Annotated in this window: 21 protein-coding genes; 7 read left to right on the top strand and 14 right to left on the bottom strand. The window is 45.5% G+C overall.

Going from position 1 to position 21,792, the window contains the following annotated elements:
• Positions 1-60: 60 nt before the first annotated feature.
• Positions 61-1,437, bottom strand: coding sequence for a PhoH family protein (locus R7P80_RS26420; RefSeq protein WP_005381133.1), 1,377 nt, complete (start codon positions 1,435-1,437; stop codon positions 61-63).
• A 561-nt stretch (positions 1,438-1,998) separates the two neighbouring features.
• Here R7P80_RS26420 and rapA point away from each other — a divergent pair.
• Complete coding sequence (gene rapA / locus R7P80_RS26415; protein WP_005381132.1) at positions 1,999-4,908, top strand: RNA polymerase-associated protein RapA; 2,910 nt, start codon at positions 1,999-2,001, stop codon at positions 4,906-4,908.
• A 108-nt stretch (positions 4,909-5,016) separates the two neighbouring features.
• Here the strand turns inward: rapA and R7P80_RS26410 are convergent, their stop codons facing one another.
• The gene (locus tag R7P80_RS26410; RefSeq protein WP_031780527.1) at positions 5,017-6,282 is read right to left on the bottom strand and encodes an NRAMP family divalent metal transporter; all 1,266 of its coding nucleotides are present in this window, start codon (positions 6,280-6,282) and stop codon (positions 5,017-5,019) included.
• Positions 6,283-6,624: 342 nt separating this feature from the next.
• On the opposite strand from R7P80_RS26410, the gene rluA reads away from it, so the two are divergent.
• Complete coding sequence (rluA, locus tag R7P80_RS26405) at positions 6,625-7,377, top strand: bifunctional tRNA pseudouridine(32) synthase/23S rRNA pseudouridine(746) synthase RluA (RefSeq protein WP_042523486.1); 753 nt, start codon at positions 6,625-6,627, stop codon at positions 7,375-7,377.
• A 103-nt stretch (positions 7,378-7,480) separates the two neighbouring features.
• Complete coding sequence (locus R7P80_RS26400; RefSeq protein WP_064354322.1) at positions 7,481-8,443, top strand: D-2-hydroxyacid dehydrogenase; 963 nt, start codon at positions 7,481-7,483, stop codon at positions 8,441-8,443.
• Between the two features lie 89 nt (positions 8,444-8,532).
• Here R7P80_RS26400 and yjgA read toward each other — a convergent pair whose 3' ends face one another.
• Positions 8,533-9,060: a ribosome biogenesis factor YjgA gene (gene yjgA / locus R7P80_RS26395; protein WP_033907410.1), complete on the bottom strand. Its 528-nt coding sequence runs from the start codon at positions 9,058-9,060 to the stop codon at positions 8,533-8,535.
• A gap of 110 nt (positions 9,061-9,170) precedes the next feature.
• Between yjgA and pmbA the strand changes: the two genes are divergently transcribed.
• Positions 9,171-10,514, top strand: a complete 1,344-nt coding sequence (gene pmbA / locus R7P80_RS26390; protein WP_225492030.1) for a metalloprotease PmbA — start codon at positions 9,171-9,173, stop codon at positions 10,512-10,514.
• Between the two features lie 64 nt (positions 10,515-10,578).
• Here pmbA and mgtE read toward each other — a convergent pair whose 3' ends face one another.
• From mgtE to R7P80_RS26335, 11 genes are all read right to left on the bottom strand, one after another.
• The gene (gene mgtE / locus R7P80_RS26385; RefSeq protein WP_005381121.1) at positions 10,579-11,937 is read right to left on the bottom strand and encodes a magnesium transporter; all 1,359 of its coding nucleotides are present in this window, start codon (positions 11,935-11,937) and stop codon (positions 10,579-10,581) included.
• Between the two features lie 148 nt (positions 11,938-12,085).
• Positions 12,086-12,361 carry an HPr family phosphocarrier protein gene (locus R7P80_RS26380; protein WP_005381120.1) on the bottom strand — a complete coding sequence of 92 codons (276 nt, stop codon included), beginning with the start codon at positions 12,359-12,361 and terminating at the stop codon, positions 12,086-12,088.
• A gap of 2 nt (positions 12,362-12,363) precedes the next feature.
• Entirely contained in the window at positions 12,364-13,227 is an 864-nt protein-coding gene (rapZ, locus tag R7P80_RS26375) for an RNase adapter RapZ (RefSeq protein ID WP_054577138.1), read from the bottom strand.
• 14 nt (positions 13,228-13,241) lie between these two features.
• Positions 13,242-13,688 carry a PTS IIA-like nitrogen regulatory protein PtsN gene (gene ptsN, locus R7P80_RS26370; protein WP_005381116.1) on the bottom strand — a complete coding sequence of 149 codons (447 nt, stop codon included), beginning with the start codon at positions 13,686-13,688 and terminating at the stop codon, positions 13,242-13,244.
• Between the two features lie 2 nt (positions 13,689-13,690).
• The gene (gene hpf / locus R7P80_RS26365; RefSeq protein WP_005381114.1) at positions 13,691-13,978 is read right to left on the bottom strand and encodes a ribosome hibernation promoting factor; all 288 of its coding nucleotides are present in this window, start codon (positions 13,976-13,978) and stop codon (positions 13,691-13,693) included.
• A gap of 24 nt (positions 13,979-14,002) precedes the next feature.
• Complete coding sequence (locus R7P80_RS26360) at positions 14,003-15,472, bottom strand: RNA polymerase factor sigma-54 (RefSeq protein WP_005381112.1); 1,470 nt, start codon at positions 15,470-15,472, stop codon at positions 14,003-14,005.
• 50 nt (positions 15,473-15,522) lie between these two features.
• Positions 15,523-16,248 carry an LPS export ABC transporter ATP-binding protein gene (gene lptB, locus R7P80_RS26355; RefSeq protein ID WP_005381111.1) on the bottom strand — a complete coding sequence of 242 codons (726 nt, stop codon included), beginning with the start codon at positions 16,246-16,248 and terminating at the stop codon, positions 15,523-15,525.
• Between the two features lies 1 nt (position 16,249).
• A complete protein-coding gene (lptA, locus tag R7P80_RS26350) occupies positions 16,250-16,744 on the bottom strand; it encodes a lipopolysaccharide transport periplasmic protein LptA (protein WP_005381109.1) in 495 nt (164 codons plus the stop codon).
• On the bottom strand, positions 16,725-17,288 hold the full coding sequence (gene lptC / locus R7P80_RS26345) for an LPS export ABC transporter periplasmic protein LptC (protein ID WP_005381106.1): 564 nt from the start codon (positions 17,286-17,288) through the stop codon (positions 16,725-16,727). Before lptC ends, lptA begins: the two co-directional genes overlap by 20 nt.
• 86 nt (positions 17,289-17,374) lie before the next feature.
• Positions 17,375-18,346 (bottom strand): arabinose-5-phosphate isomerase KdsD, encoded by a 972-nt coding sequence (kdsD, locus tag R7P80_RS26340; RefSeq protein ID WP_005381104.1) that lies wholly within the window; start codon positions 18,344-18,346, stop codon positions 17,375-17,377.
• Between the two features lie 29 nt (positions 18,347-18,375).
• Positions 18,376-19,341 (bottom strand): calcium/sodium antiporter, encoded by a 966-nt coding sequence (locus tag R7P80_RS26335; RefSeq protein WP_005381102.1) that lies wholly within the window; start codon positions 19,339-19,341, stop codon positions 18,376-18,378.
• A gap of 374 nt (positions 19,342-19,715) precedes the next feature.
• On the opposite strand from R7P80_RS26335, the gene mlaF reads away from it, so the two are divergent.
• From mlaF to mlaD, 3 genes are read left to right on the top strand one after another with little or no spacing between them, the layout of a single operon-like run.
• Positions 19,716-20,519, top strand: a complete 804-nt coding sequence (mlaF, locus tag R7P80_RS26330; RefSeq protein ID WP_005388422.1) for a phospholipid ABC transporter ATP-binding protein MlaF — start codon at positions 19,716-19,718, stop codon at positions 20,517-20,519.
• The gene (gene mlaE / locus R7P80_RS26325) at positions 20,509-21,300 is read left to right on the top strand and encodes a lipid asymmetry maintenance ABC transporter permease subunit MlaE (RefSeq protein ID WP_005381100.1); all 792 of its coding nucleotides are present in this window, start codon (positions 20,509-20,511) and stop codon (positions 21,298-21,300) included. Before mlaF ends, mlaE begins: the two co-directional genes overlap by 11 nt.
• Positions 21,301-21,302: 2 nt before the next feature.
• A complete protein-coding gene (gene mlaD, locus R7P80_RS26320; RefSeq protein ID WP_005381099.1) occupies positions 21,303-21,791 on the top strand; it encodes an outer membrane lipid asymmetry maintenance protein MlaD in 489 nt (162 codons plus the stop codon).
• The last annotated feature ends 1 nt before the right edge of the window (position 21,792 follow it).

Genomic DNA, 21,792 nt, shown 5'->3' with positions numbered 1-21,792 from the left:
CGAATCGTTATAAAAAGAGCGCTCATTAGAGCGCTCTTTTGCTTTGTGAGTCGGTGTCAATTACAGGTTTTCTTCAGCAAATTCCGCCAAGCGGCTACGAACCACACCGTTGAGGTGAATATTTGCGCTGCCTTCAAAGTTCTTGAAGCGCTCAACCATGTACGTCAATCCTGATGTCACTGGGGTGAGGTAATGAGAGTCAATCTGCGCCAAGTTACCGGAGCAGACGATTTTGGTTCCTTCGCCACAGCGGGTAATGATGGTTTTGATTTGTGATGCAGTGAGGTTTTGACACTCATCAAGCAGTACAAACGCATTTTGAATCGAACGGCCACGCATAAAGTTGATCGATTTAAATTGAATGTTGGCTTTATCGCAGATGTACTTCAATGAGCCTTCAGTGCAGTGATCGTGTTTATGTAGTGCTTCCAAGGTATCGGTCACCGCCGCTAACCACGGCATCATTTTCTCCTCTTCGGAGCCGGGTAAGAAGCCGATGGATTCACCGATATCTGGCGTGTTACGTGTTACGATAATTTTATCGAACATGCTTTTTTCAATGGTTTGCTCCAATGCTGCTGCCATTGCCAGTAATGTCTTACCACTACCCGCTGCACCCGTTAGAATCACCAAGTCAATTTCTGGATCGAGTAAGGCATCTAACGCCATTCCCTGGTAGATATTTTTAGGTGTGATGTCCCAAGCCTTACGATGCATTAGACGTTCGCGGCTCAGGTCGAGAAGCGTTAGCTTGTCTTCATTGATGGTTTCTACGCGACCAGCAAAGTCACTGTCTTCATCAATAACGTATTGGTTGATAAAGGTTGGGTCGAAGGGTTCGCGACTGAGTTTGTGGTAAGTTTTTCCGCCCAGTGCATAGCTTTCTACTTCCTCAATACCGCTCCAGAAATCACCTTCACGCAATTGAAAGCCTTTGGTTAGGTATTGAATGTCGTCAATCAGTTGGTCGGTTCTATAGTCCTCAACAAAGCGTACACCAGCCCCTTTGGCTCGCAGACGCATGTTGATGTCTTTCGTGATCAGTACCACTTCACGTGGTGCACGTTTATTTTGCAGATAAAGCACCGCGTTGAGAATACGGTTGTCACCGGCCTTGTCGGCGAAGGCTTTGACGGTTTCCTGCAGTTCAAAATCCGCCAAAATGGAAATGGTACCTTGGTCGGGGTTGTCTTTAGAAACAGGAATACCTTCAGAGATTTCATCTGGCGTTGCTTCTTTAAACAAATCTTCCAAGGTGCGAATAGCTACGCGCGCATCTCTTGCAACGTCGCGCTTGCTGTCTTTGATTCGGTCGAGTTCTTCCAACACGGTCATGGGGATAACGACATCGTGTTCTTGGAAAGAGAAGATGGCAAAGGGTTCATGAAGAAGAATGTTGGTATCGAGTACAAACAGTTTCCGATCGGTATCGCCCATAGCGTCTCCTTGCCGTAGTACGGCTCTGCATGCGAGTTGTTAGGTCGTTTCCAAATAGGTGTGAAGTGACCTAACTCTGATTGCTTGCAATAGAGGTTGTCGGGCTGATGTCGGCTAGTGTGCAACCGAGTAGCAAGACAACTTACTGCAAACCCGTGTTGATCCTAATCGTGTACTAACGCGCTTAAATCATATGCAATGGTTTTAAACGCCCCTCATTAGAAGTATACGTAATATTTACGTTCTACAACTTAATAATTGGCTTGAGTATTTTACAATTTGATTGCATTTAGAGTTTGGGAAAAAAAGTTTCTGCTTGGTGCGGTTTCGGCGTGACCTAAATCACAGCTTCAAGTAAGATTAGCGACCTTTTTCTGCGTATAGGCTACGTCCGATTTATCATGTTGAGCTGGCTTAAAAAATACTCAGTTCATACTGAAATGACGAATGCTATCGGCATAGCAGAAGCCAGAATCAGATCTAAACTATTATCCATGCCCACGGGCATGAGTAGACCAACAAGAAATACGAATCAAGAACTAATAACGAGGTAGTCAATTCATGACATTTGCTTTGGGGCAGCGCTGGATTAGCGATACGGAAAGCGATTTAGGTTTAGGTACCGTTGTAGCAATGGATGCTCGTACTGTGACATTGATGTTTGCAGCGTCAGAGGAAAACCGAGTTTACGCACGTAACGATGCACCTGTTACCCGAGTCACCTTTAATGTTGGGGATGTCATCGATTGCCAAGAAGGTTGGTCTCTAAAAGTAGAAGAAGTACTGGAAGATGAAGGTCTTTACACCTATTTCGGTACTCGTGAAGACACGCAAGAAACCGCTGTTGTTCTGCGTGAGATTTTCCTTAGCAACCAAATTCGTTTTAACAAACCTCAAGATAAGTTGTACGCCGGTCAAATCGACCGTATGGACAACTTTGTTCTGCGTTACCGTGCGCTAACCAACCAGTTTGAGCAGCATAAGAGCCCAATGCGTGGCCTATGTGGTATGCGTGCAGGTTTGATCCCTCATCAGCTTTACATCGCGCACGAAGTTGGCCGTCGTCACGCGCCACGCGTCTTGTTGGCGGATGAGGTAGGTTTGGGTAAAACCATCGAAGCGGGCATGATCATCCACCAACAAGTTCTGTCTGGTCGTGCCGAACGCATTTTGATTGTGGTGCCTGAAACACTGCAGCATCAATGGCTGGTTGAGATGATGCGTCGTTTCAATCTGCATTTCTCTATCTTTGACGAAGAGCGCTGTATCGAAGCGTTTGCGGATGCAGAAAACCCATTTGATACTCAGCAATATGTGCTGTGTTCTTTGGATTTCCTACGCAAGAGCCGCAAGCGTTTTGAACAAGCACTGGAAGGTGAATGGGACCTACTGGTTGTCGATGAAGCGCATCACCTTGAATGGAGCCAAGATAAACCGAGCCGTGAATACCAAGTGGTAGAAGGCTTGGCTGAACGTACTCCAGGTGTGTTGCTACTGACTGCAACGCCAGAGCAGCTTGGTCGTGAGAGTCACTTTGCTCGTCTGCGTTTGTTGGATCCAGACCGCTTCTATGATTACGAAGCATTCGTTGAGGAAGAAGAGCAATACGCACCCGTAGCAGATGCGATTACTTCACTCTTTTCCGGTGAAAAGCTACCTAATGAAGCAAAAAACCAGATCACTGAGTTGTTGTCTGAACAAGACGTAGAACCACTTTTCCGCATTATCGAAAGTGAAGCGGACGAAGAAGCTAAAGCGTCGGCACGCCAAGAGCTGATCGATAACTTGATGGATCGTCATGGTACAGGGCGTGTTCTGTTCCGTAACACGCGCGCGGCCATCAAAGGCTTCCCTAAGCGTAACGTGCATCTGATGCCAATGGATATTCCACCGCAATACACTACATCAATGCGTGTTGCTGGGATGATTGGCGGTAAGATGAGTTCTGAAGCACGTGCGATGAAGAACCTTTACCCGGAAGAAATTTTCCAAGAATTTGAAGGCGATGACGCGAGCTGGTGGCAGTTTGACTCGCGTGTGAATTGGTTGCTTGAAAAAGTAAAAGAGAAGCGCAGCGAGAAAATCCTCGTGATTGCTTCTCGTGCGAGTACCGCACTGCAATTGGAGCAAGCACTGCGTGAGCGTGAAGGTATCCGCGCCACCGTTTTCCACGAAGGTATGTCGATTCTTGAACGTGACAAAGCGGCGGCTTACTTTGCGCAAGAAGAAGGTGGAGCACAAGTTCTTATCTGTAGCGAAATCGGTTCTGAAGGTCGTAACTTCCAGTTTGCCAACCAACTTGTCATGTTCGACTTGCCATTCAACCCAGACTTGCTTGAGCAACGTATTGGTCGTTTGGACCGTATCGGTCAAAATCGCGATATCGACATTCATGTTCCTTACCTGAAAGGCACATCGCAAGCGATCCTAGCACGTTGGTTCGATGAAGGCCTGAACGCTTTTGCGGAAACCTGCCCAACAGGCCGTGCTGTTTACGATAAGTACTCCGATGATCTGATTGAAATTCTTGCCTCTGGTGATACCAGCACGCTAGATGAGATCATTGAAGCGTCAGCAAAAATGAATAAAGAGCTGAAATCCCAATTGGAGCAAGGCCGTGATCGCCTATTAGAAATGCATTCAAATGGAGGGGAAAAAGCACAACAAATCGTTGAGAAAATTGAATCAACCGACGGCGATACCAATCTGGTCACCTTCGCACTTTCTCTTTTTGACACGATTGGCTTGAATCAAGACGATAAAGGTGAAAACGCCCTGATTGTGACCCCATCTGAGCACATGATGGTGCCAAGCTACCCAGGTCTGCCATACGAAGGAGCGACGATCACGTTTGATCGTGATACAGCGTTATCTCGTGAAGATATGCACTTTATCAGTTGGGAACACCCAATGATCCAGGGTGGTATCGATCTTCTTATGAGTGAAGGGGTGGGGACGTCTGCGGTATCTCTATTGAAAAACAAAGCGTTACCAGTTGGGACTATTCTTCTTGAGTTGATTTACGCGGTAGATGCGCAAGCGCCAAAACGCAGTGGTATCGCGCGCTTCTTACCGAAAACGCCAATCCGTTTAATGATGGACTCGCGTGGTAATGATTTGTCTGCTCAAGTGGAGTTTGAAAGCTTTAACCGCCAGCTCAGCCCTGTAAACCGTCACTTAGGTAGCAAGTTGGTTACGTCGGTACAGAAAGATGTACACCGCTTAATTGAAGCCGGTGATGTTCTTATTGAAGAGAAGGTTGAAGAAGTACGCAAACAAGCTCATCAAGATATGCAGCACAGTTTGAATGCAGAGCTTGAGCGTTTGCAAGCACTGAAAGCGGTGAACCCAAATATTCGTGACGAAGAAATTGAAGCTATCGACGCACAAATTAAAGAGCTTACTGGTTATATCAACCAAGCTCAGGTTCAGCTCGACTCGCTGCGTTTGATTGTGGTGAGCCACAACTAAGTAAGTGTTTATTGCTCATTTAAAAAGGTCTTCAGTTGAAGACCTTTTTCTTTATTTACGGTTTAGTTTCTTTATGCGGAATGCATTAATCACTGATAGCTATCTCATTTACATCAACCACTTCCACCAGATAAACACAGCCAAGAAGCCAAACAAGTAAATCAGGCCTGCAATCGACAACCACTTCAGTTTAGGTCCAACAGCCAAAGGCTCAGGTAACTCGGTTTTGCTCACTAATGTGTAATTTAGCAGAGCAAAGAATGGCGTGGTCATAAAGGCGAGGATCATCGCAAAGTTCAGCATAGGCAATAACGCAGAAGCCCAGAAAACCACAATACCTAATGCAAGTAAGGCTACCACCAGCATGATCGCTGATGTGGCTTTAGGGTTAGTGTCTGGTTGTGAGCGCAGTAGACGTTGAGAGTCAGAAATAACGCGCGAATAGCCATCAATAACGGTAATCGTGCTGCCAAAGATACAGAAAAACGCAATTACCGCGATCAAGTAACGAGACCATTCGCCAATCGTTGCCGCATATAAGCCAACCAATTGGTGGGAGAAGCCAACGCCAGAGCTTTCAAGCGCAACGCCAGAACCATAAAGCATCAAAGAGCCTAGCGATACAAAGATAATGGCAAGAAACGCCGTGCCAATATAACCGACATTAAAGTCAAATAGAGCAGAGCGGTATGTTACTTCTTGCTGGCTTGATTGGCGTTTTAGCCATGCTGAGGTTAAACAGGAGATCTCTATCGGTGCAGGCATCCACCCCATTGTCACGACGATAAAACCAATAGCCGCAATAGACCAAGGTGACGGCGGCTCGAAGTTGGCTACTTGTTCAACAGGGTTACCAAAGGCGATAGAAACAGCGAGTAAAGTCGCGATGGTTAACACCGACATGATCACTTTAGATAGCGTATCGAGCGCTTTGTAATGGCCAGCAAATAATATGATCAGGCAGGTGACAATCACAATGATGCTGAGTGATGCCATTGATAGTGAAAACGGAATGAAGTAGCCCAGCAAGCTAGCGCTAAACATCAACAAAGCGGCGGTATTGATGACGGCCGATACCACGCTAAGAAATAGAAATAGCCATAGATAAGGCCGACCTAATTTCGCGTAGCCCTCAACCAAGGTGAGCCCTGTCCCCATGGTGTACTGTACGCCCGCTCGGAAAAAAGGGTATTTAAACAGGTTTACGAGCAGAATCAGTGCAGCCAATTGCCAACCATAAATCGCACCAGCCTTGGTTGATGCCACGAGGTGAGAGCCACCGACCGCAGCAGATGCCATTAATATGCCGGGGCCTAGCGAACGAAAAAATAAGGAAAGTTTGGATTGGGGTTTATCTATAACGGCGGAGTCCATTGCTTATTGTCCTTTTTATCTTATGTATCTTTCTAAAGAGATACATACCGCAGTACATGACAGGCTGAGCGCTCGCCCTATACTGCGCAACGGTAATGTCTTTTAAATGCTGTGTTTTGGTGTGTTTATTTTAAGTATTCTTTGCGAATATCATGCTGTGTGCATCTAGCACTCTATTCAGTTATGCGTCTTGTTGTCAAACTAAATTTACAACGTGCTATTTTTAGTTTTTATGCTAAAGGATTGACTTTGTTTTATTGGGTTGAACTTTTCTTCCGAACCCTGCATCTGGGTGCTATTTGGGTATATAATCGCGGCGTTTTTATTTTGTAGAGATCTCCCATGGCAATGCTTGAATATACCCCTCCCACCGACCCTTGGGTCGATATCGTTTTTGAGGATGACGACATTCTGGCAGTGAATAAGCCATCTGGGTTACTGTCTGTACCTGGTCGCCTTGCAGAGCATTACGACAGCATGTGGAGCCGCCTCAAAGAGTTGCATCCAGAAATTCAAGTTGTGCATCGCTTGGATATGTCGACATCAGGGTTGATGTTGCTGGCGAAAAACAAACCCGCGGAGCGAGCATTAAAAAAGCAGTTCCAATATCGCCTCACTCACAAGGTGTATTACGCACGTGTTTGGGGGCATGTTGAGCCGCAAGAAGGGAATATTGATCTTCCATTAATTTGTGATTGGCCAAATCGTCCACGACAAAAAGTATGTTTTGACGACGGCAAACCATCTCAAACTTTATTCCAAGTAGTGAAGCGTGAAGTGCACCCTGATGGCACCCATACGACCGTTGTGCGGTTACTCCCCATTACTGGTCGATCGCATCAGTTACGCGTGCATTTGATGGCGATTGGTCATGCGATTGTGGGTGATGAGTTTTATGCAAGCGAAGAGGCGTATCAGTTTTCAGAACGTTTAGAGTTGCACGCTGCGGAGCTAAGTTTTTATCATCCAGCTACGGATCAGCTGAGCAGTATTTTTGTACCCTGTGACTTTTATTCTGAAGCCGAGGCGATGATCTTTAACTATTTTTCGCCAGAGCGTACATTGCCTGATTATAAAACGTTGCCACACCCTTAATGCCAATTGCACTCAACAGCGGTTCTTTCTAGTTCGCTATTTTTGGCTATTTCGTTACTGTGGTTGATGTATCCTGTCTTTCAGCCGTGAACAAGGAGTTGTTATGTCTTTGCCAAGCATCGTATTTTTAGATCGAGCGACCATCCCAGAACATATTGAGATCCCACGACCTGGCTTTCCGCACCACTGGCGTGAGTACGACCTAACTGCGCCTGGGCAGGTAATAGAAAGGTTAGCAGATGCCGATATCGTGATTAGCAATAAAGTCCTGCTTGACCAACATGTATTAGAGCAACTACCAAAATTACGGATGATCGCGGTTGCCGCAACTGGTTTTAACAACGTCGATGTGAACTACTGTGCTAATCATGATATTGCGGTTGCTAATGTACGTGGTTACGCGACGCGTTCGGTGCCCGAGCACGTGATGGCAATGTTATTCGCTTTAAGACGGAATTTATTTGGGTACCACCAAGATATTGCCGCAGGTGAGTGGCAGCGTAACCAGCAGTTTTGTTTTTTTACTCACCCAATCGGGGATATTGGTGGTAGCACGTTAGGTGTTGTTGGTAGTGGGGCACTAGGGCAAGCGACGGCGAATCTGGCTCAAGCGTTAGGAATGACCGTGTTGTTTTCTGAGCGTAAAGGGGCGGCAGAATGTAGACAAGGTTATGTGTCGTTTGAGGAAGTATTAAAACGCTCCGATGCGCTGACTTTGCATTGCCCGCTCAACGATCATACTCAGAATTTAATTGGTCAAGCAGAGTTGAAACAAATGAAGTCCAACGCCATTTTGATTAATACAGGGCGTGGAGGTTTGGTGGATGAGAGCGCACTGGTGGATGCCTTAAAACAGCAAGAAATTGCAGCGGCTGGTTTTGATGTTTTTACACAAGAACCGGCTGATGAGAGCAATCCGCTGATTGCCAATATGAGTTTACCTAATTTGTTATTGACACCGCATGTTGCATGGGGCAGCGACTCATCTATCCAACGTTTAGCGGAAATCCTGATTGAGAACATTAACGCTTTCGAGCGCGGAGACCGCGTTAATCGCTTAGTGTAATGCTGACTGTAAAACCAAAGATAAAAAAAGCAGACATTGACGTCTGCTTTTTGCGTTTAAATCGAATGCTCATTGCGTGAGCCCTCGAATTAAAACTCTTCTTCGTTTAGACCTTTAAGGAGCTGAAAGATTTCGCGGTACGCTTTTGCTGGTTTCCCAGATTTTTTCTCTTTCGCTGCTTGGCGAGCAAGTTGGCGTAGACGCTGACGATCCGCTTCTGGGTACATTTCCATTACGTCATCAATGGCTTTGTCACCTTCTTCCACTACGCGATCACGCAACGCTTCAAGTTTGTGGAATACCGCCGTTAATTGAGAGTGCTTATTACGAATTTTATCCAGTGCGGCTTGGATTGGCTCTGGATCTTCGTAACGCATCAATTTACCAATACGTTGTAATTGGCGACGACGCGCTTCATTTTTAAAACGTTGCGCGTCAGCAATTGCTTCTCGCAAATCTTCACTCAATGGAAACTTTTCTAGAACTGAAGGTTTGAGGCCGACAAGCTCCTCACCTAGCTTTTGCAGTTCTTCCATGTCTCGCTTCATCTCGGATTTACTTACCCAGATGATCTCTTCTTCTGGTTCCCATGGCGCTTTTTGATTCTTACGTGCCATTTCAGTTGCCTGTGTTTTGATTAATATTATGACTATTTTAACAAGAATCATGGGGAGAAAGCGAAATTCTTGTTATCCTATTGTTCATCAAAGACAAGATGTGAAAGACAATGGATATTAAACAGCAGGTTGCTGAGCAACGTACCGAGCTAGAGCAAGCCGTCGCAAGAGCCTTAAAGCTTGCATCGGCAAAATCTGACGCCGCCGAAGTCGCAATTACTAAAAGCACTGGTTTAAGTGTTTCAACTCGTATGGGTGAAGTAGAAAATGTCGAGTTCAACAGCGATGGTGCGCTGGGCATTACCGTTTACCGAGGTCAACGCAAAGGCAGTGCTTCCACGTCTGATTTAAGTGAAGCTGCAATCGAGCAAACCGTTATAGCGGCGCTAGATATTGCACATTACACATCTGAAGACCCATTTGCAGGCCCTGCAGCAAAAGAATACATGGTGCAAGAGATCCCTGAGCTTGATCTTTTCCACCCTGACGCACCCGATCCAGACTATGCTGCCGATGTGGCGATTGCCGCTGAGAAAGAAGCGCTAAGTTATGACAGAGCAATCAAGCAAAGTGATGGCGCGAGTTATGATAGTCATTACGGCGTGAAAGTGTATGGCAATAGCCATGGCTTATTAGCTAGTTATGCGTCTAGCCGCCATAGTACTAGCTGTTGTGTAATTGGCGTTGGTCAAAACGGCGAGATGGAACGTGATTACAGCTACACCGTGGCACGTCATCGTGATGACTTATGGACCCCAGAAACGGTGGGTCGTAAGGCGGCAGAGAATACGGTTAACCGCTTAGATGCGCAGCGTCTAAAAACAGGTCAATACCCAATCATGTTTGCGGCTGATGTTGCGACAGGCTTGATTGGCCATCTCGTTATGGCGATCAGCGGTGGTAACCTGTACCGAAAATCTTCTTTCTTACTTGACCATCTAGGCAAACAAGTGCTTCCTGAATGGTTCAATATCTCAGAACGTCCGCATGTATTGCGTGGTTTGGCATCAAGTCCATTCGATAGTGAAGGTGTGTACACTCAAGACCGTGAGATCATTACCGACGGTGTGCTAGCAACTTATCTGTTAACCAGTTATGCCGCACGTAAAATGAAGATGACGCCGACAGGTCACGCTGGTGGGATTCATAACTGGTACGTGAAGTCGACAGGCCAAAACTTCGAACAAATGCTTAAAGAGCTCGGTACTGGTCTTCTAGTGACAGAAGTCATGGGACAAGGTGTGAACGTGGTAACGGGTGATTACTCTCGCGGTGCCGCAGGCTTCTGGGTTGAGAATGGCGAAATCCAATACCCAGTATCAGAAATTACCATCGCAGGTAATCTAAAAGACATGTTCACCAAGATTGTGGCGGTTGGTAGTGATATTGAAACGCGCTCACAAATCCAAACGGGCTCTATCCTACTGGATACCATTAAAGTGGCGGGTGAATAAGCTTTTCTAGCAATTCAGAATCAAAAAAGCCTGATGTGTTCATCAGGCTTTTTCGTTTTTTCTGTTAGGTAATCAGTATTGTGGCAAGCCCTAAGAAGACAGATAAACCAATCACATCCGTCACCGTTGTTAATGCCATACCACCAGCTAAAGCAGGATCGATGTTCATTTTTTTCAATAGGATTGGAATCGTTACTCCGGCAATACCTGCGACCAATAAGTTGGTCAGCATGGCGGCGGAAATGATTCCTCCGAGCATCCAGTTACCTTTCCAAGCAACAACAATACCACCAATAATCAGCGCCCACATGATACCGTTGAGTAAGCCGATCGAGGCTTCTTTCATTAACAGTTCACGTTTGTTTGAGTCACCGATATGACCAAGAGCAAGACCACGAATCACTAGTGCGACGGTTTGGTTACCAGCGACACCACCCATGGACGGAACAATCGTCATCAATACCGCAATGGCCGCCATTTGATCTAATGTGGCCTCAAACATATTAGAAACGGAAGCAGCAGCAAGGGCGGCTAATACGTTAGCGCCAAGCCAGATACTGCGTTTGCGAGCTGATTTTACAACAGGCGCGAAAGTATCTTCGTCATCGTCCATACCCGCCATACTCATCATCGAGTGTTCCGCGTCTTCACGAATAACGTCAACCACGTCATCGATGGTGATACGACCGACCAAATGCAAGTTTTCATCAACAACAGGTGCAGATACCCAATTACGGCGTTCGAACAGACTCGCAACATCTGAGTCGCTAGTATCGACGGTGATGGCCTCGTCCGCGTCTTCCATTACATCAATGATTTTTACGTCTGGCTGAGTGGTAATAAGCGTCGTGATCGGCAGTTCACCGATGAGCTTACTCTCTTCATCGATCACATACAGGGCATCCGTAGCTTCTGGAAGCTCGCCTTTCATACGTAGATAACGCAAAACTACGTCCACATCTACGTCACCACGAATTGTGATGACGTCGGTGTTCATCAGTCCACCCGCGGTGTCTTCTGGGTAGGATAGGGCGGTTTCGACCCGTAGACGGTCAGAGGAGTCCATTTGCGACAGGACTTCGCGTGACAGGTTGTCAGGCAAGCTACGCAGTACGTAAGCCACGTCATCGGTATCCATGCCTTCTGTCGCTTCTGCAAGCGCTTCTGGTGCCATTTTGGATACGAGGCTGTCTTTGACGTCTTCGTTCAGCTCGTCAAGGATTTCACCATAATCTTCAGGGTCGGTGAGTTGCCAAAGAACTTCACGGCTCTTACGTGGGGAGGCTTCTAAAAGGTGAGCGATATCCTCAGGTTCCATGTCCTGTAATTGACGACGAACATGGACGAAGCGGCCATTTTCTAGCGCTTCTGTGACTTCTTGGAGGGCTTGGTGAGCTTGGTCGAATTCAATTTGCTCTGCCATTCATTCCTCCCAATTCCTGATATTTACAATGCGTTGAATAATAACTTAATTCTAGGCGCCTTTTAATAACAACTTATGATACTAAGCAAATTTATTTATTAGGTCAGGGAAGAGAAAGATAATGGGAGGTAAGAAAAAAGCGAGTAAACTACTCGCCTTCATCAAATTTATCTTCGATCAAGTGGCAAACGGCATCCAGTGCTTCTTCCGCTTGCCCACCCGTTGCGTGGATCGTAACGTATTGCCCTTGAGCGGACTCTAGCATTAACAGGCCCATTACGCTGTCTGCTGTGGCGGTTTTGTCTTCTTCATTGTCGATGGTGATGACCGCTTCAAAGCTCTGTGCCAGTTCGACCAGTTTGACTGCTGCACGAGCATGTAAGCCAAGGCGGTTTTGAATCAATACTTTACGACTTAACTCCACGGCTACTCCTTAGCGTTTTTCTCTAGTGAGGTATGGCGAATTTGTACTTGGTGTCCTTTGTTGGAGAAGTATTCACCGATTTGCTGAGTTAAGTACACCGAGCGGTGCTTACCACCAGTACAACCGATTGCAACGGTCAGGTAGCTGCGGTTGTTTTTCTCAAGCAGAGGTAACCAATTCTCTATAAAGCTTTCAATTTGATATTTCAAACTTAACACCGATTGGTGTTGCTCTAAAAATGCGGCGATAGGAGCATCCAGACCTGTAAGCGGGCGTAGTGCTGGTTCCCAATGTGGGTTAGGTAAGAAGCGAACGTCGAATACGTAATCGGCATCGGAAGGCAGGCCGTATTTAAAACCAAAAGACTCAAATACCATAACGAGCCCTTTGCGATCTCTGCCTTCAACGCGCATACGCACGGTTTCACTCAATTCATGCAAAGACTGCCCACTACTATTTAGGACCAGATCTGCATGCGCTTTGAGTGGCGTCAAAATTTGCTTCTCACGCTCGATGGCTTGATCGAGCGAGAGGGAGGTGCCACCTAAAGATAACGGGTGAATTCGGCGTGTTTCGCTGTAGCGTTTGAGTAGCGTTTCTTTATTAGCGTCCAAGAAAAGCACGGTCACATCAAGCTCAGTTTTTAACTGTTCTAGTGTACTCGTCAGTTCTTTTAGCTTTTTAGGAATATTACGAATATCAATGCTGACTGCAACATTCTGTTTGCTGTCAGCAACAGAATGAACAAATGCGTCCAGCAAGTTAACTGGCAGGTTATCAACACAGTAGTAACCTAAGTCTTCCAGTACACGAAGCGCAATACTTTTACCGGCACCTGAGTGCCCGCTAACAACGATTAGTCGCATGGAGTTAGTCCTGCTTATTGGTGAATCATGATGTCGTAAAGTTCTTCATCACTCTGAGCATTACGCAGTAGTTTTAATACTTGCTTATCGCTCAGACGTTCTGCCATAGAGGATAGAGTCTTGAGGTGCTCTTTGCACTGTTCTTCTGGTACAAGGAGCGCAAAAAGAAGATCGACAGGTCGATTGTCAATCGCATCAAATTCGATTGCTTCATCACATTGCAGTAAGACAGCAATGGCCTTGTCGCTTGATTGCATTCTCGCGTGAGGGATCGCAATACCGTTTCCGATACCGGTACTGCCCATTTTTTCTCTATTGAGCATGCATTCGAACAGCTCGGTAGAATCTTGGCCCGTTTGATCAGCCACGATACGGCTGATCATTTCAAGGGCGCGTTTTTTACTCGTGCAGTGGACCGCACTTTTGGTGCAGTCCAATGACAGTATTTCGCTCAGTTGCATGATTAATGACTGTTTAGTTTTTCTTTGTGCTTATTAAGTTGGCGAACCAATTTATCTACCAGCGAATCGATCGCGGCATACATATTTTCGTCATCGGCTGATGCGTGGATTTCGCCTTGATTTATGTGAAGCGTAGCTTCCGCGATTTGAGTAATTTTTTCAACTTTTAGTACAACATGCACTTGATTGATATGGTCGAAGAACCTTTCGAGCTTCTGAAACTTAGAATTTACATAGTCTTGCATTGAATCGGTAAGATCAACGTGATGGCCTTGAATATTGATTTGCATAGACTTTCCTTTTCAGTTAGTGCCTTATAATAGGCGTTTACGCTGACTTGAAGGGGCAATTCCCAAGGATTCGCGATATTTGGCTATCGTACGTCTTGCGACCTGAATCCCTTGGTCAGCCAGAAGAGCAGCAATCTTGCTATCACTCAGTGGTTTGGCAGTATTCTCTGCTGCGACCAGTTTTTTAATGAGTGCACGAATTGCTGTTGACGAACATTCTCCGCCGTTGTCAGTACTAACATGGCTAGAGAAGAAGTACTTCAATTCAAAAATACCACGTGGTGTATGCATAAACTTTTGCGTTGTTACACGAGAAATCGTGGATTCATGCATGTCCACAGCCAAAGCGACATCATTGAGTACCATTGGCTTCATGGCTTCCTCACCATACTCGAAGAAATCTTGTTGATGTTCAACAATACATCTTGCAACTTTGAGTAGCGTCTCGTTTCTACTCTCTAAGCTCTTAATTAACCATTTTGCCTCTTGCAAATTGCTGCGGATGTACTGGCTATCCGCGCTATTACCTTTGCCTAATTGAGCATATTGTTGATTTACTTTTAATTTTGGCACGCTATCCGGGTTTATAGAAACGGTCCATTTGCCATTGTCTTTAAAAACGGATACGTCTGGAATTACGTACTCGGTATCATCAGGAGTGATGCGACTACCTGGACGAGGATCTAACTGTTGGATAAGCTTTAAGACTTCACGAAGATCGGCTTCTTTCAGCTTAGTCTCTTTGATGACGAGCTTGTAGTCTCGGTTGCCTAGGTGATCAATATGATCCGCAAGTATCATTTTGGCTTCAGCAAGCCACGGCGTGTCTTCTGGGAAGGTCGTCAGTTGCAGTAACAAACATTCTTGTAAGTTACGTGATGCAACTCCAAGAGGATCGAATTGTTGAATGCGTTTACGAACGGCTTCTACTTCGTCTAACTCTATCTCTTCATTATCGAAGCTCTCATGAATCTCTTCAGGCGACAAAGTTAAATAGCCGTAGTCGTCAACAGCGTCAATAATCGCTAATGCAATCGTGCGGTCGGTTTCACTGAATGGTGTTAGGTCAAGCTGCCACATGAGGTAATCATGTAACGATTCAGTGGTTTCGCCTTGGTAGACGGGCATATCATCATCAAGAGCTAAGCCAGTGCTACCAGTATTCGCGCTGTAGACGTCATCCCAAGTCGTGTCGATTTCAAGTTCAGAGCTAATTTCTGATTTCTCTATCACATCGGAGCTATCTGGAACGTCAATTTCTGTTGGTTCGCTAGCACTGTTGCTATCAGCAGCCTCGACCGCTGACTTATCTTCACCGTTTGCTAGAGGCTCGTCTTGGCCTTCTTCAACTTCCAATAATGGGTTTGAGTCCAACGCTTCTTGGATTTCTTGTTGAAGATCGAGTGTCGACAATTGCAATAAGCGAATCGCTTGCTGCAACTGTGGCGTCATGGCTAACTGCTGACCTAGCTTGAGTTGTAATGAAGGTTTCATTCAGTGTTACTTACCTTGTAATGCTCAGAATCTTACCGTTCCTAATATAATCATAGACGGAATTGTTCGCCGAGATAAACTTGTTTCACCTGTTCATTATTGAGAACTTCTGCCGGAGTTCCCGATGCAATTAGGTGCCCTTGGCTCACGATATAGGCTTTTTCACATACGTCCAGTGTTTCACGTACATTATGGTCAGTGATTAACACTCCGAGACCACGATCGCGCAGATGCTCAATGATTTTCTTGATGTCATTAACCGAAATTGGGTCAACACCAGCGAAAGGTTCATCCAATAAAATGAACTGAGGGTTGGCCGCTAAAGCTCGAGCGATTTCCACCCTGCGTCGCTCACCCCCTGATAGTGCCATACCAGCACTGGTTCTGATGTGCTGGATGTGGAATTCTTCCAACAAATCTTCCAGTTTATCTTGGCGCTCTTCCCTCGTCATTTCTTGACGAGTTTCAAGTACGGCCATGATGTTATCTTCTACTGAAAGCTTACGGAAAATCGACGCTTCTTGCGGAAGATAGCCAATGCCAAGGCGTGAACGGCTATGCATCGGTAAAATACTGATGTCATTGTCGTCAATGGTAATGGTGCCCTCATCACGAGGTACTAAGCCGACAATCATGTAAAACGAGGTGGTTTTACCCGCGCCGTTTGGACCGAGTAGCCCAACAATCTGACCAGATTCAACTTCTAAGCTAACATCAGTGACGACTTTGCGTTTTTTGTAGCTTTTCGCCAAGTTTTTCGCACTCAGTACTGCCATATTAGTTCTCTATCTGATTGGGTTGCAAAATGGTCGTAACGCGCTCTTCCTTAGAGCTATCTGCGACTAGCTTTTGTTTACCAATTTGGTAACGAATCGAAGAACCTTTGATGGTGTTGTTGTCTTGCGCCAGCTGCGCTTGACCTTTCATGGTCAGTTCGTCTGTAGAAATACGGTAATCCAGCTCCGTAGCTTGACCACTAAGTGTTTTACCATCGTCCATCAGCTGAGAAAACTTCGCAGGTTTACCAAATGCTTGAATCTGTTTAATTGCTTCGGTTTTAGGATCGCGAGTTACCACGATTCTATCAGCATCGATATTGATGCTCCCTTGCTTAAGAGATACATCGCCTTCAAAAACAACCTGGTTACTCTTCATATCCACCTGTTGGGTGTCAGAGTTTATGTAAACCGGCTGTTGAGTATCCGACTTGAGTGCCAGCGCTTGAGGCGCCGCCAATACCAGTGCCAGTAGGCTAAGGTGTAACGGTTTCATATCGACCTTGAACTTCATCTGTCAGAGTCGCAGTATGCTGTTTTAAGTTACCTTGCATTGCGCCTCCAGTAGTTTCAAATTGTGGTCCAACCAACATTACTTGTTGGTCAGCTTTAAAATCACGATTGGTTAGATTAATGACCAATTTGTCTGTTGCCATGGTATCAAAACTCGCACCAGGCAGAAGATTTTGCATTAAGACTTTGTCATATAAAGTCAAAACTTGGTCTTCATCTAACACTGCTCTTGTGGCAGTCACCTTCCATTCAATGACGCTACCTTCACGGTAAACCATCAAAGTCGGGTTATTAAAAATAGTATCTCCACTCTTAGCATAATGGTCTAAGTTAGTGGAGCGAATGATGTAACTGCGGACACCATCTTCACCGTAGGTGATGTTTTCTAATCCAGAACCACTGAACATGGGCAGTTCAGAATCTGGTGCTACTTGAATTGCGTCGTTGCCTTTAGGGGTTAGTAGGTAATAACCGCACCACGCTACAACGAAGATCAAGAGCAAATAAATAAGGCGAGTAAAACTCATATAATGAAGGCCTATCGTTTAGCTCAGTACTTCCCTGACCATTGCCTTTATTCGTCTAATAAATGATTTAAATGTTTGTGCTGATATTACATCACGCCAGCTTTTAGTAAATCGTGCATGTTCAGTGCACCCACAATTTTTTCGTCTTTACATAAAATCAGAGCGTTAATGTTTTTATTCTGCATCAAGTTCAAACCTTCAACCGCCAGCATATCAGGGTGTGCTGTGGTTGGGTTTGTCGTCATGACCTCGCCAATTGCCGTCGTATGAATATCGATACGCTTGTCTAAGGTACGACGTAAATCACCATCGGTGAATATACCAAGCATAGCATCGTGCTCATCGACGATGGCTGTCATGCCTAACCCCTTTTCTGAAATTTCAAGCAGGGCATCGCGAATTAATGCGTCAGGAGAAACTTTAGGTAACGCTTCTCCAAAGTGCATAATATCAGACAACTTAAGTAGCAGTTTTCTCCCCAGTGCACCACCTGGGTGAGATAGGGCAAAATCTTCGGCAGAAAAACCACGAGCTTGAAGCAGAGCTACGGCTAATGCATCTCCCATCACTAATGTGGCAGTCGTACTGCTAGTTGGCGCCAGGCCTAACGGACAAGCTTCTTGAGGTACCGTAATTTGCAGGTGTAAGTCAGACAGCTTGGCCATATTTGATTCTGGCTTACCTGTCATGCTGATGATCTTAATATTCAGGCGCTTTAATACTGGAAATAGAGACAGAATTTCGTTTGATTCACCAGAGTTAGAAATTGCCAGCACAATGTCACCAGGGCTAATCATACCCAAGTCACCATGTGCGGCTTCGCCTGGATGAACGAAAAACGCCGAAGTCCCAGTGCTTGCCAGAGTGGCGGCAATCTTGTTACCAATATGGCCTGACTTGCCAATACCCATAACGACAACTTTGCCGTTGTTGGAAAGGATAAGTTCACACGCTTTTTCAAATTGATCATCAAAGTAGGTATCTAGCTCTTGCAGAGCAGCAACTTCGATATCAAGAACTTGTTTAGCAGCAGCGCGAAAATCAAATTGATTGGACATATCAGATCTCTACTTATTGATCGTGGTAATTAAGCGGTCATGTTTGCGAATAAGTACACTTGGTAACCTAAGAAGCACACAAACAAGATGGCACCTTCAATACGGTTAATACTGCGTGATTTACCCAAACACATCGCGACAAGTAACAATGAAACTCCTAACATGACCCAGAAGTCACGTCCCATCGCGTACTCACTGAGCACCGATGGATTAATGATGCCAGGAATCCCCATTACCGCCAGAATGTTAAACACATTCGAACCGATAATGTTACCGACAGCCATGTCGTCTTCACCCTTTAAAACTCCCGCAAGTGATGCGGCTAGTTCTGGCAGGCTAGTGCCAATGGCGATAATAGTTAGACCGATAACAAGGTCGCTCATACCAAAGTGTTTAGCAATAATTACCGCGTTATCAACCAGCATGCTGGCTGCCAAAGGAAGCAGTATCAAGCCAATAACCACCCACATGATTGCTTTAGGGTTACTGACGCCTTCTGGGATCTCTGACTCTTGGTCATCAAGAAAAACATCACCTGATTTTTGCTCTTTGCGGCTGATTTGCAACATAGCAAATAAAAATGCCCCAAAGAGTACAAACAATAAGACACCCTCATAAAAACCGAGATGGCTATTCCAAAGCAGAATACCAGCGAGTACGGTTACGGCTATCATGAGTGGAAGTTCTCGGCGGATGACGGCGGAGCTAATCGACAAAGGCTTGATCAGCGCTGTAATACCTAGGATTAACGCAATGTTCGCTATGTTTGAGCCTAATACGTTACCCACCGCTGTATCTGTTTTACCATCCCAAGCAGCGGTTGCAGATACCATCATCTCAGGGGCAGATGAGCCCATCGCAAGGATTGTCATGCCGATGACAAGCGGGGAAATACCGACGTTGCGGGCTATCGCTGCAGAGCCAAAAACAAGTTTATCTGCACTCCAAACAAGCAAAACAAGACCGACTATAAGCAACGCAACGGCTTCGAGCATGAGAATTCCTAAGTATTAAATAAGTAAAATGAATAACCGCTAATTTTGACCTTTTGCGGCCTAAAATGGAAGATAAACGAAGAATAAATTAAAGGTTAGTAACGAAAATGTATGTAAATCTCACTCATTTAAATGAGCAATTCTGGTCTAGGATTTAAACACTTCGTGCTAATTAGGTCATAAACCATGAGAAATTGCAGGGATATAGTCGACTTTATTTAATTGAACAGTGCTTTAAATTCAACGCCAATGTGCTTATGATTGCAGCCTAATAAATGTACCGACGTTACTTTATTAAACGTAGAATTCAACTCCGATGAGTATCTGCTTGATGATTCCGTGAGTTGCAACGCTCCTACAGTAGAAGAGATGATATGTCGAACAACGATTTAGTCACCGTGAACAACCTCACTTTTTCACGGGGAGAACGCATGATCTTTGATGATATTGATCTGCATGTTCCTGAGGGCAAAGTGACGGCCATTATGGGACCATCGGGAATTGGTAAAACAACACTGCTGCGTTTGATTGGTGGTCAGTTGTATCCCGAGCAAGGAGAGATCTGGTTTGATGGCGACAATATTCCCTCTCTCTCGCGTAAAAAACTCTACCATGCTCGAAAGAAAATGAGCATGTTGTTCCAGTCAGGGGCTTTATTCACTGATTTGAATGTTTTTGATAATGTCGCCTTTCCATTGAGAGAGCATACCGATTTATCGGAAGATTTGATTCGCACCATGGTGTTACTCAAGCTCGAAGCTGTCGGTCTGCGCGGCGCGGCGCAATTAATGCCGAGTGAGCTTTCAGGTGGTATGGCAAGACGCGCTGCTTTGGCTCGTGCAATCGCACTTGATCCTGACCTGATCATGTACGATGAGCCGTTTGTGGGGCAAGACCCAATCACTATGGGCGTTTTGGTTGAGCTAATTAGCAATCTAAACCAAGCGTTAGGTTTGACCTCTATTGTGGTTTCTCACGACGTACCTGAAGTCATGAGTATTGCTGACTGGGTATACCTGATGGCCGATGGAAAAATCATCGCCTATGGTACGCCAGAAGAGCTGACTCAAAACTCTGATCCTCGTGTCCAGCAGTTCTTACAAGGTGATGCCGACGGTCCTGTACCGTTTCGTTTCCCTTCTCAAAGTATCGAAAAGGACTTATTTGATGGTCGATAACTTCATTCACTTTGTCGCCTCGCTGGGTCGACGCACGCTTTCTATTTGCGGAGCATTTGGTCGTGCGACTTTCATGTTGATTGGGGCGCTATTTTCTAAGCCACAACCGATCAGAAGCTTTCCTCTGCTTGTTAAGCAACTTTATTCTGTTGGTGTTCAGTCGCTGGCGATCATCGTCGTATCTGGTCTGTTCATTGGAATGGTTTTGAGTCTACAAGGCTATGTTGTGTTGGTGGATTACGGCGCAGAAGGCAGTTTGGGGCAAATGGTAGCGCTTTCGTTACTCCGTGAATTAGGACCCGTTGTTACTGCACTTTTGTTTGCTGGTCGTGCCGGTTCTGCGTTAACCGCAGAGATAGGTCTAATGAAAGCAACGGAACAACTGTCTAGCCTTGAAATGATGGCGGTAGACCCATTGAAACGAGTGATTGCACCACGGTTTTGGGCTGGGGTTATCTCAATGCCTTTACTGGCTATGATTTTCATGGCTGTGGGAATTTGGGGCGCTCAGCTTGTTGGTGTTGACTGGAAAGGCGTTGATCACGGCAGTTTTTGGTCAGCGATGCAGTCCTCTGTTGAGCTAGGACAAGACATTGGTAACAGTATGATCAAATGTTTTGCGTTTGCAATTACGGTTACTTGGGTCGCTCTATTTAACGGTTATGATGCTATTCCAACATCGGAAGGGATCAGCCGAGCAACTACGCGCACTGTTGTGCATTCTTCTTTAGCAGTACTAGGATTAGACTTTGTACTGACCGCATTGATGTTTGGGAATTAATCATGCAACAAACACGTAAAACTGAATTATGGGTTGGCAGCTTTGTATTAGCGGGAATTTGCGCGATTCTTGTGATGATTTTTCAAGTTGCTGACGTAAAAAGCATTGGCTCTGGTGATACTTATACCCTCAAAGCCGAGTTCGATAATATTGGCAGTTTAAAAGTTCGTTCGCCCGTAAAAGTGGGGGGCGTTGTGATTGGTCGAGTAAGTAGTATTTCGCTTAACCCAGACAACTTATTGCCAGTTGTAACACTATCTATCAATAGCAAATACAATCAGTTCCCAGAAACGTCGAGCGTACAAATTTTGACATCTGGCCTGATTGGTGAGCAATACATTGGTTTAGTACCTGGCTTCGTTTTTGATGATGAAGTCATGCTGGTGGATGGTGATACCATCGAAGACACCAAATCGGCGCTTGTGCTTGAAGACTTAATTGGTCAAGTACTATACAGCGTAGGTGGTTCAGACGACTCAAGTAAGGAATAAC

The sequence above is a fragment of the Vibrio sp. 2092 genome, from assembly GCF_033339635.1.
GTDB classification, from domain to species: Bacteria; Pseudomonadota; Gammaproteobacteria; order Enterobacterales; family Vibrionaceae; genus Vibrio; species Vibrio alginolyticus.
This window is presented reverse-complemented; position numbering and strand designations above follow the sequence as displayed.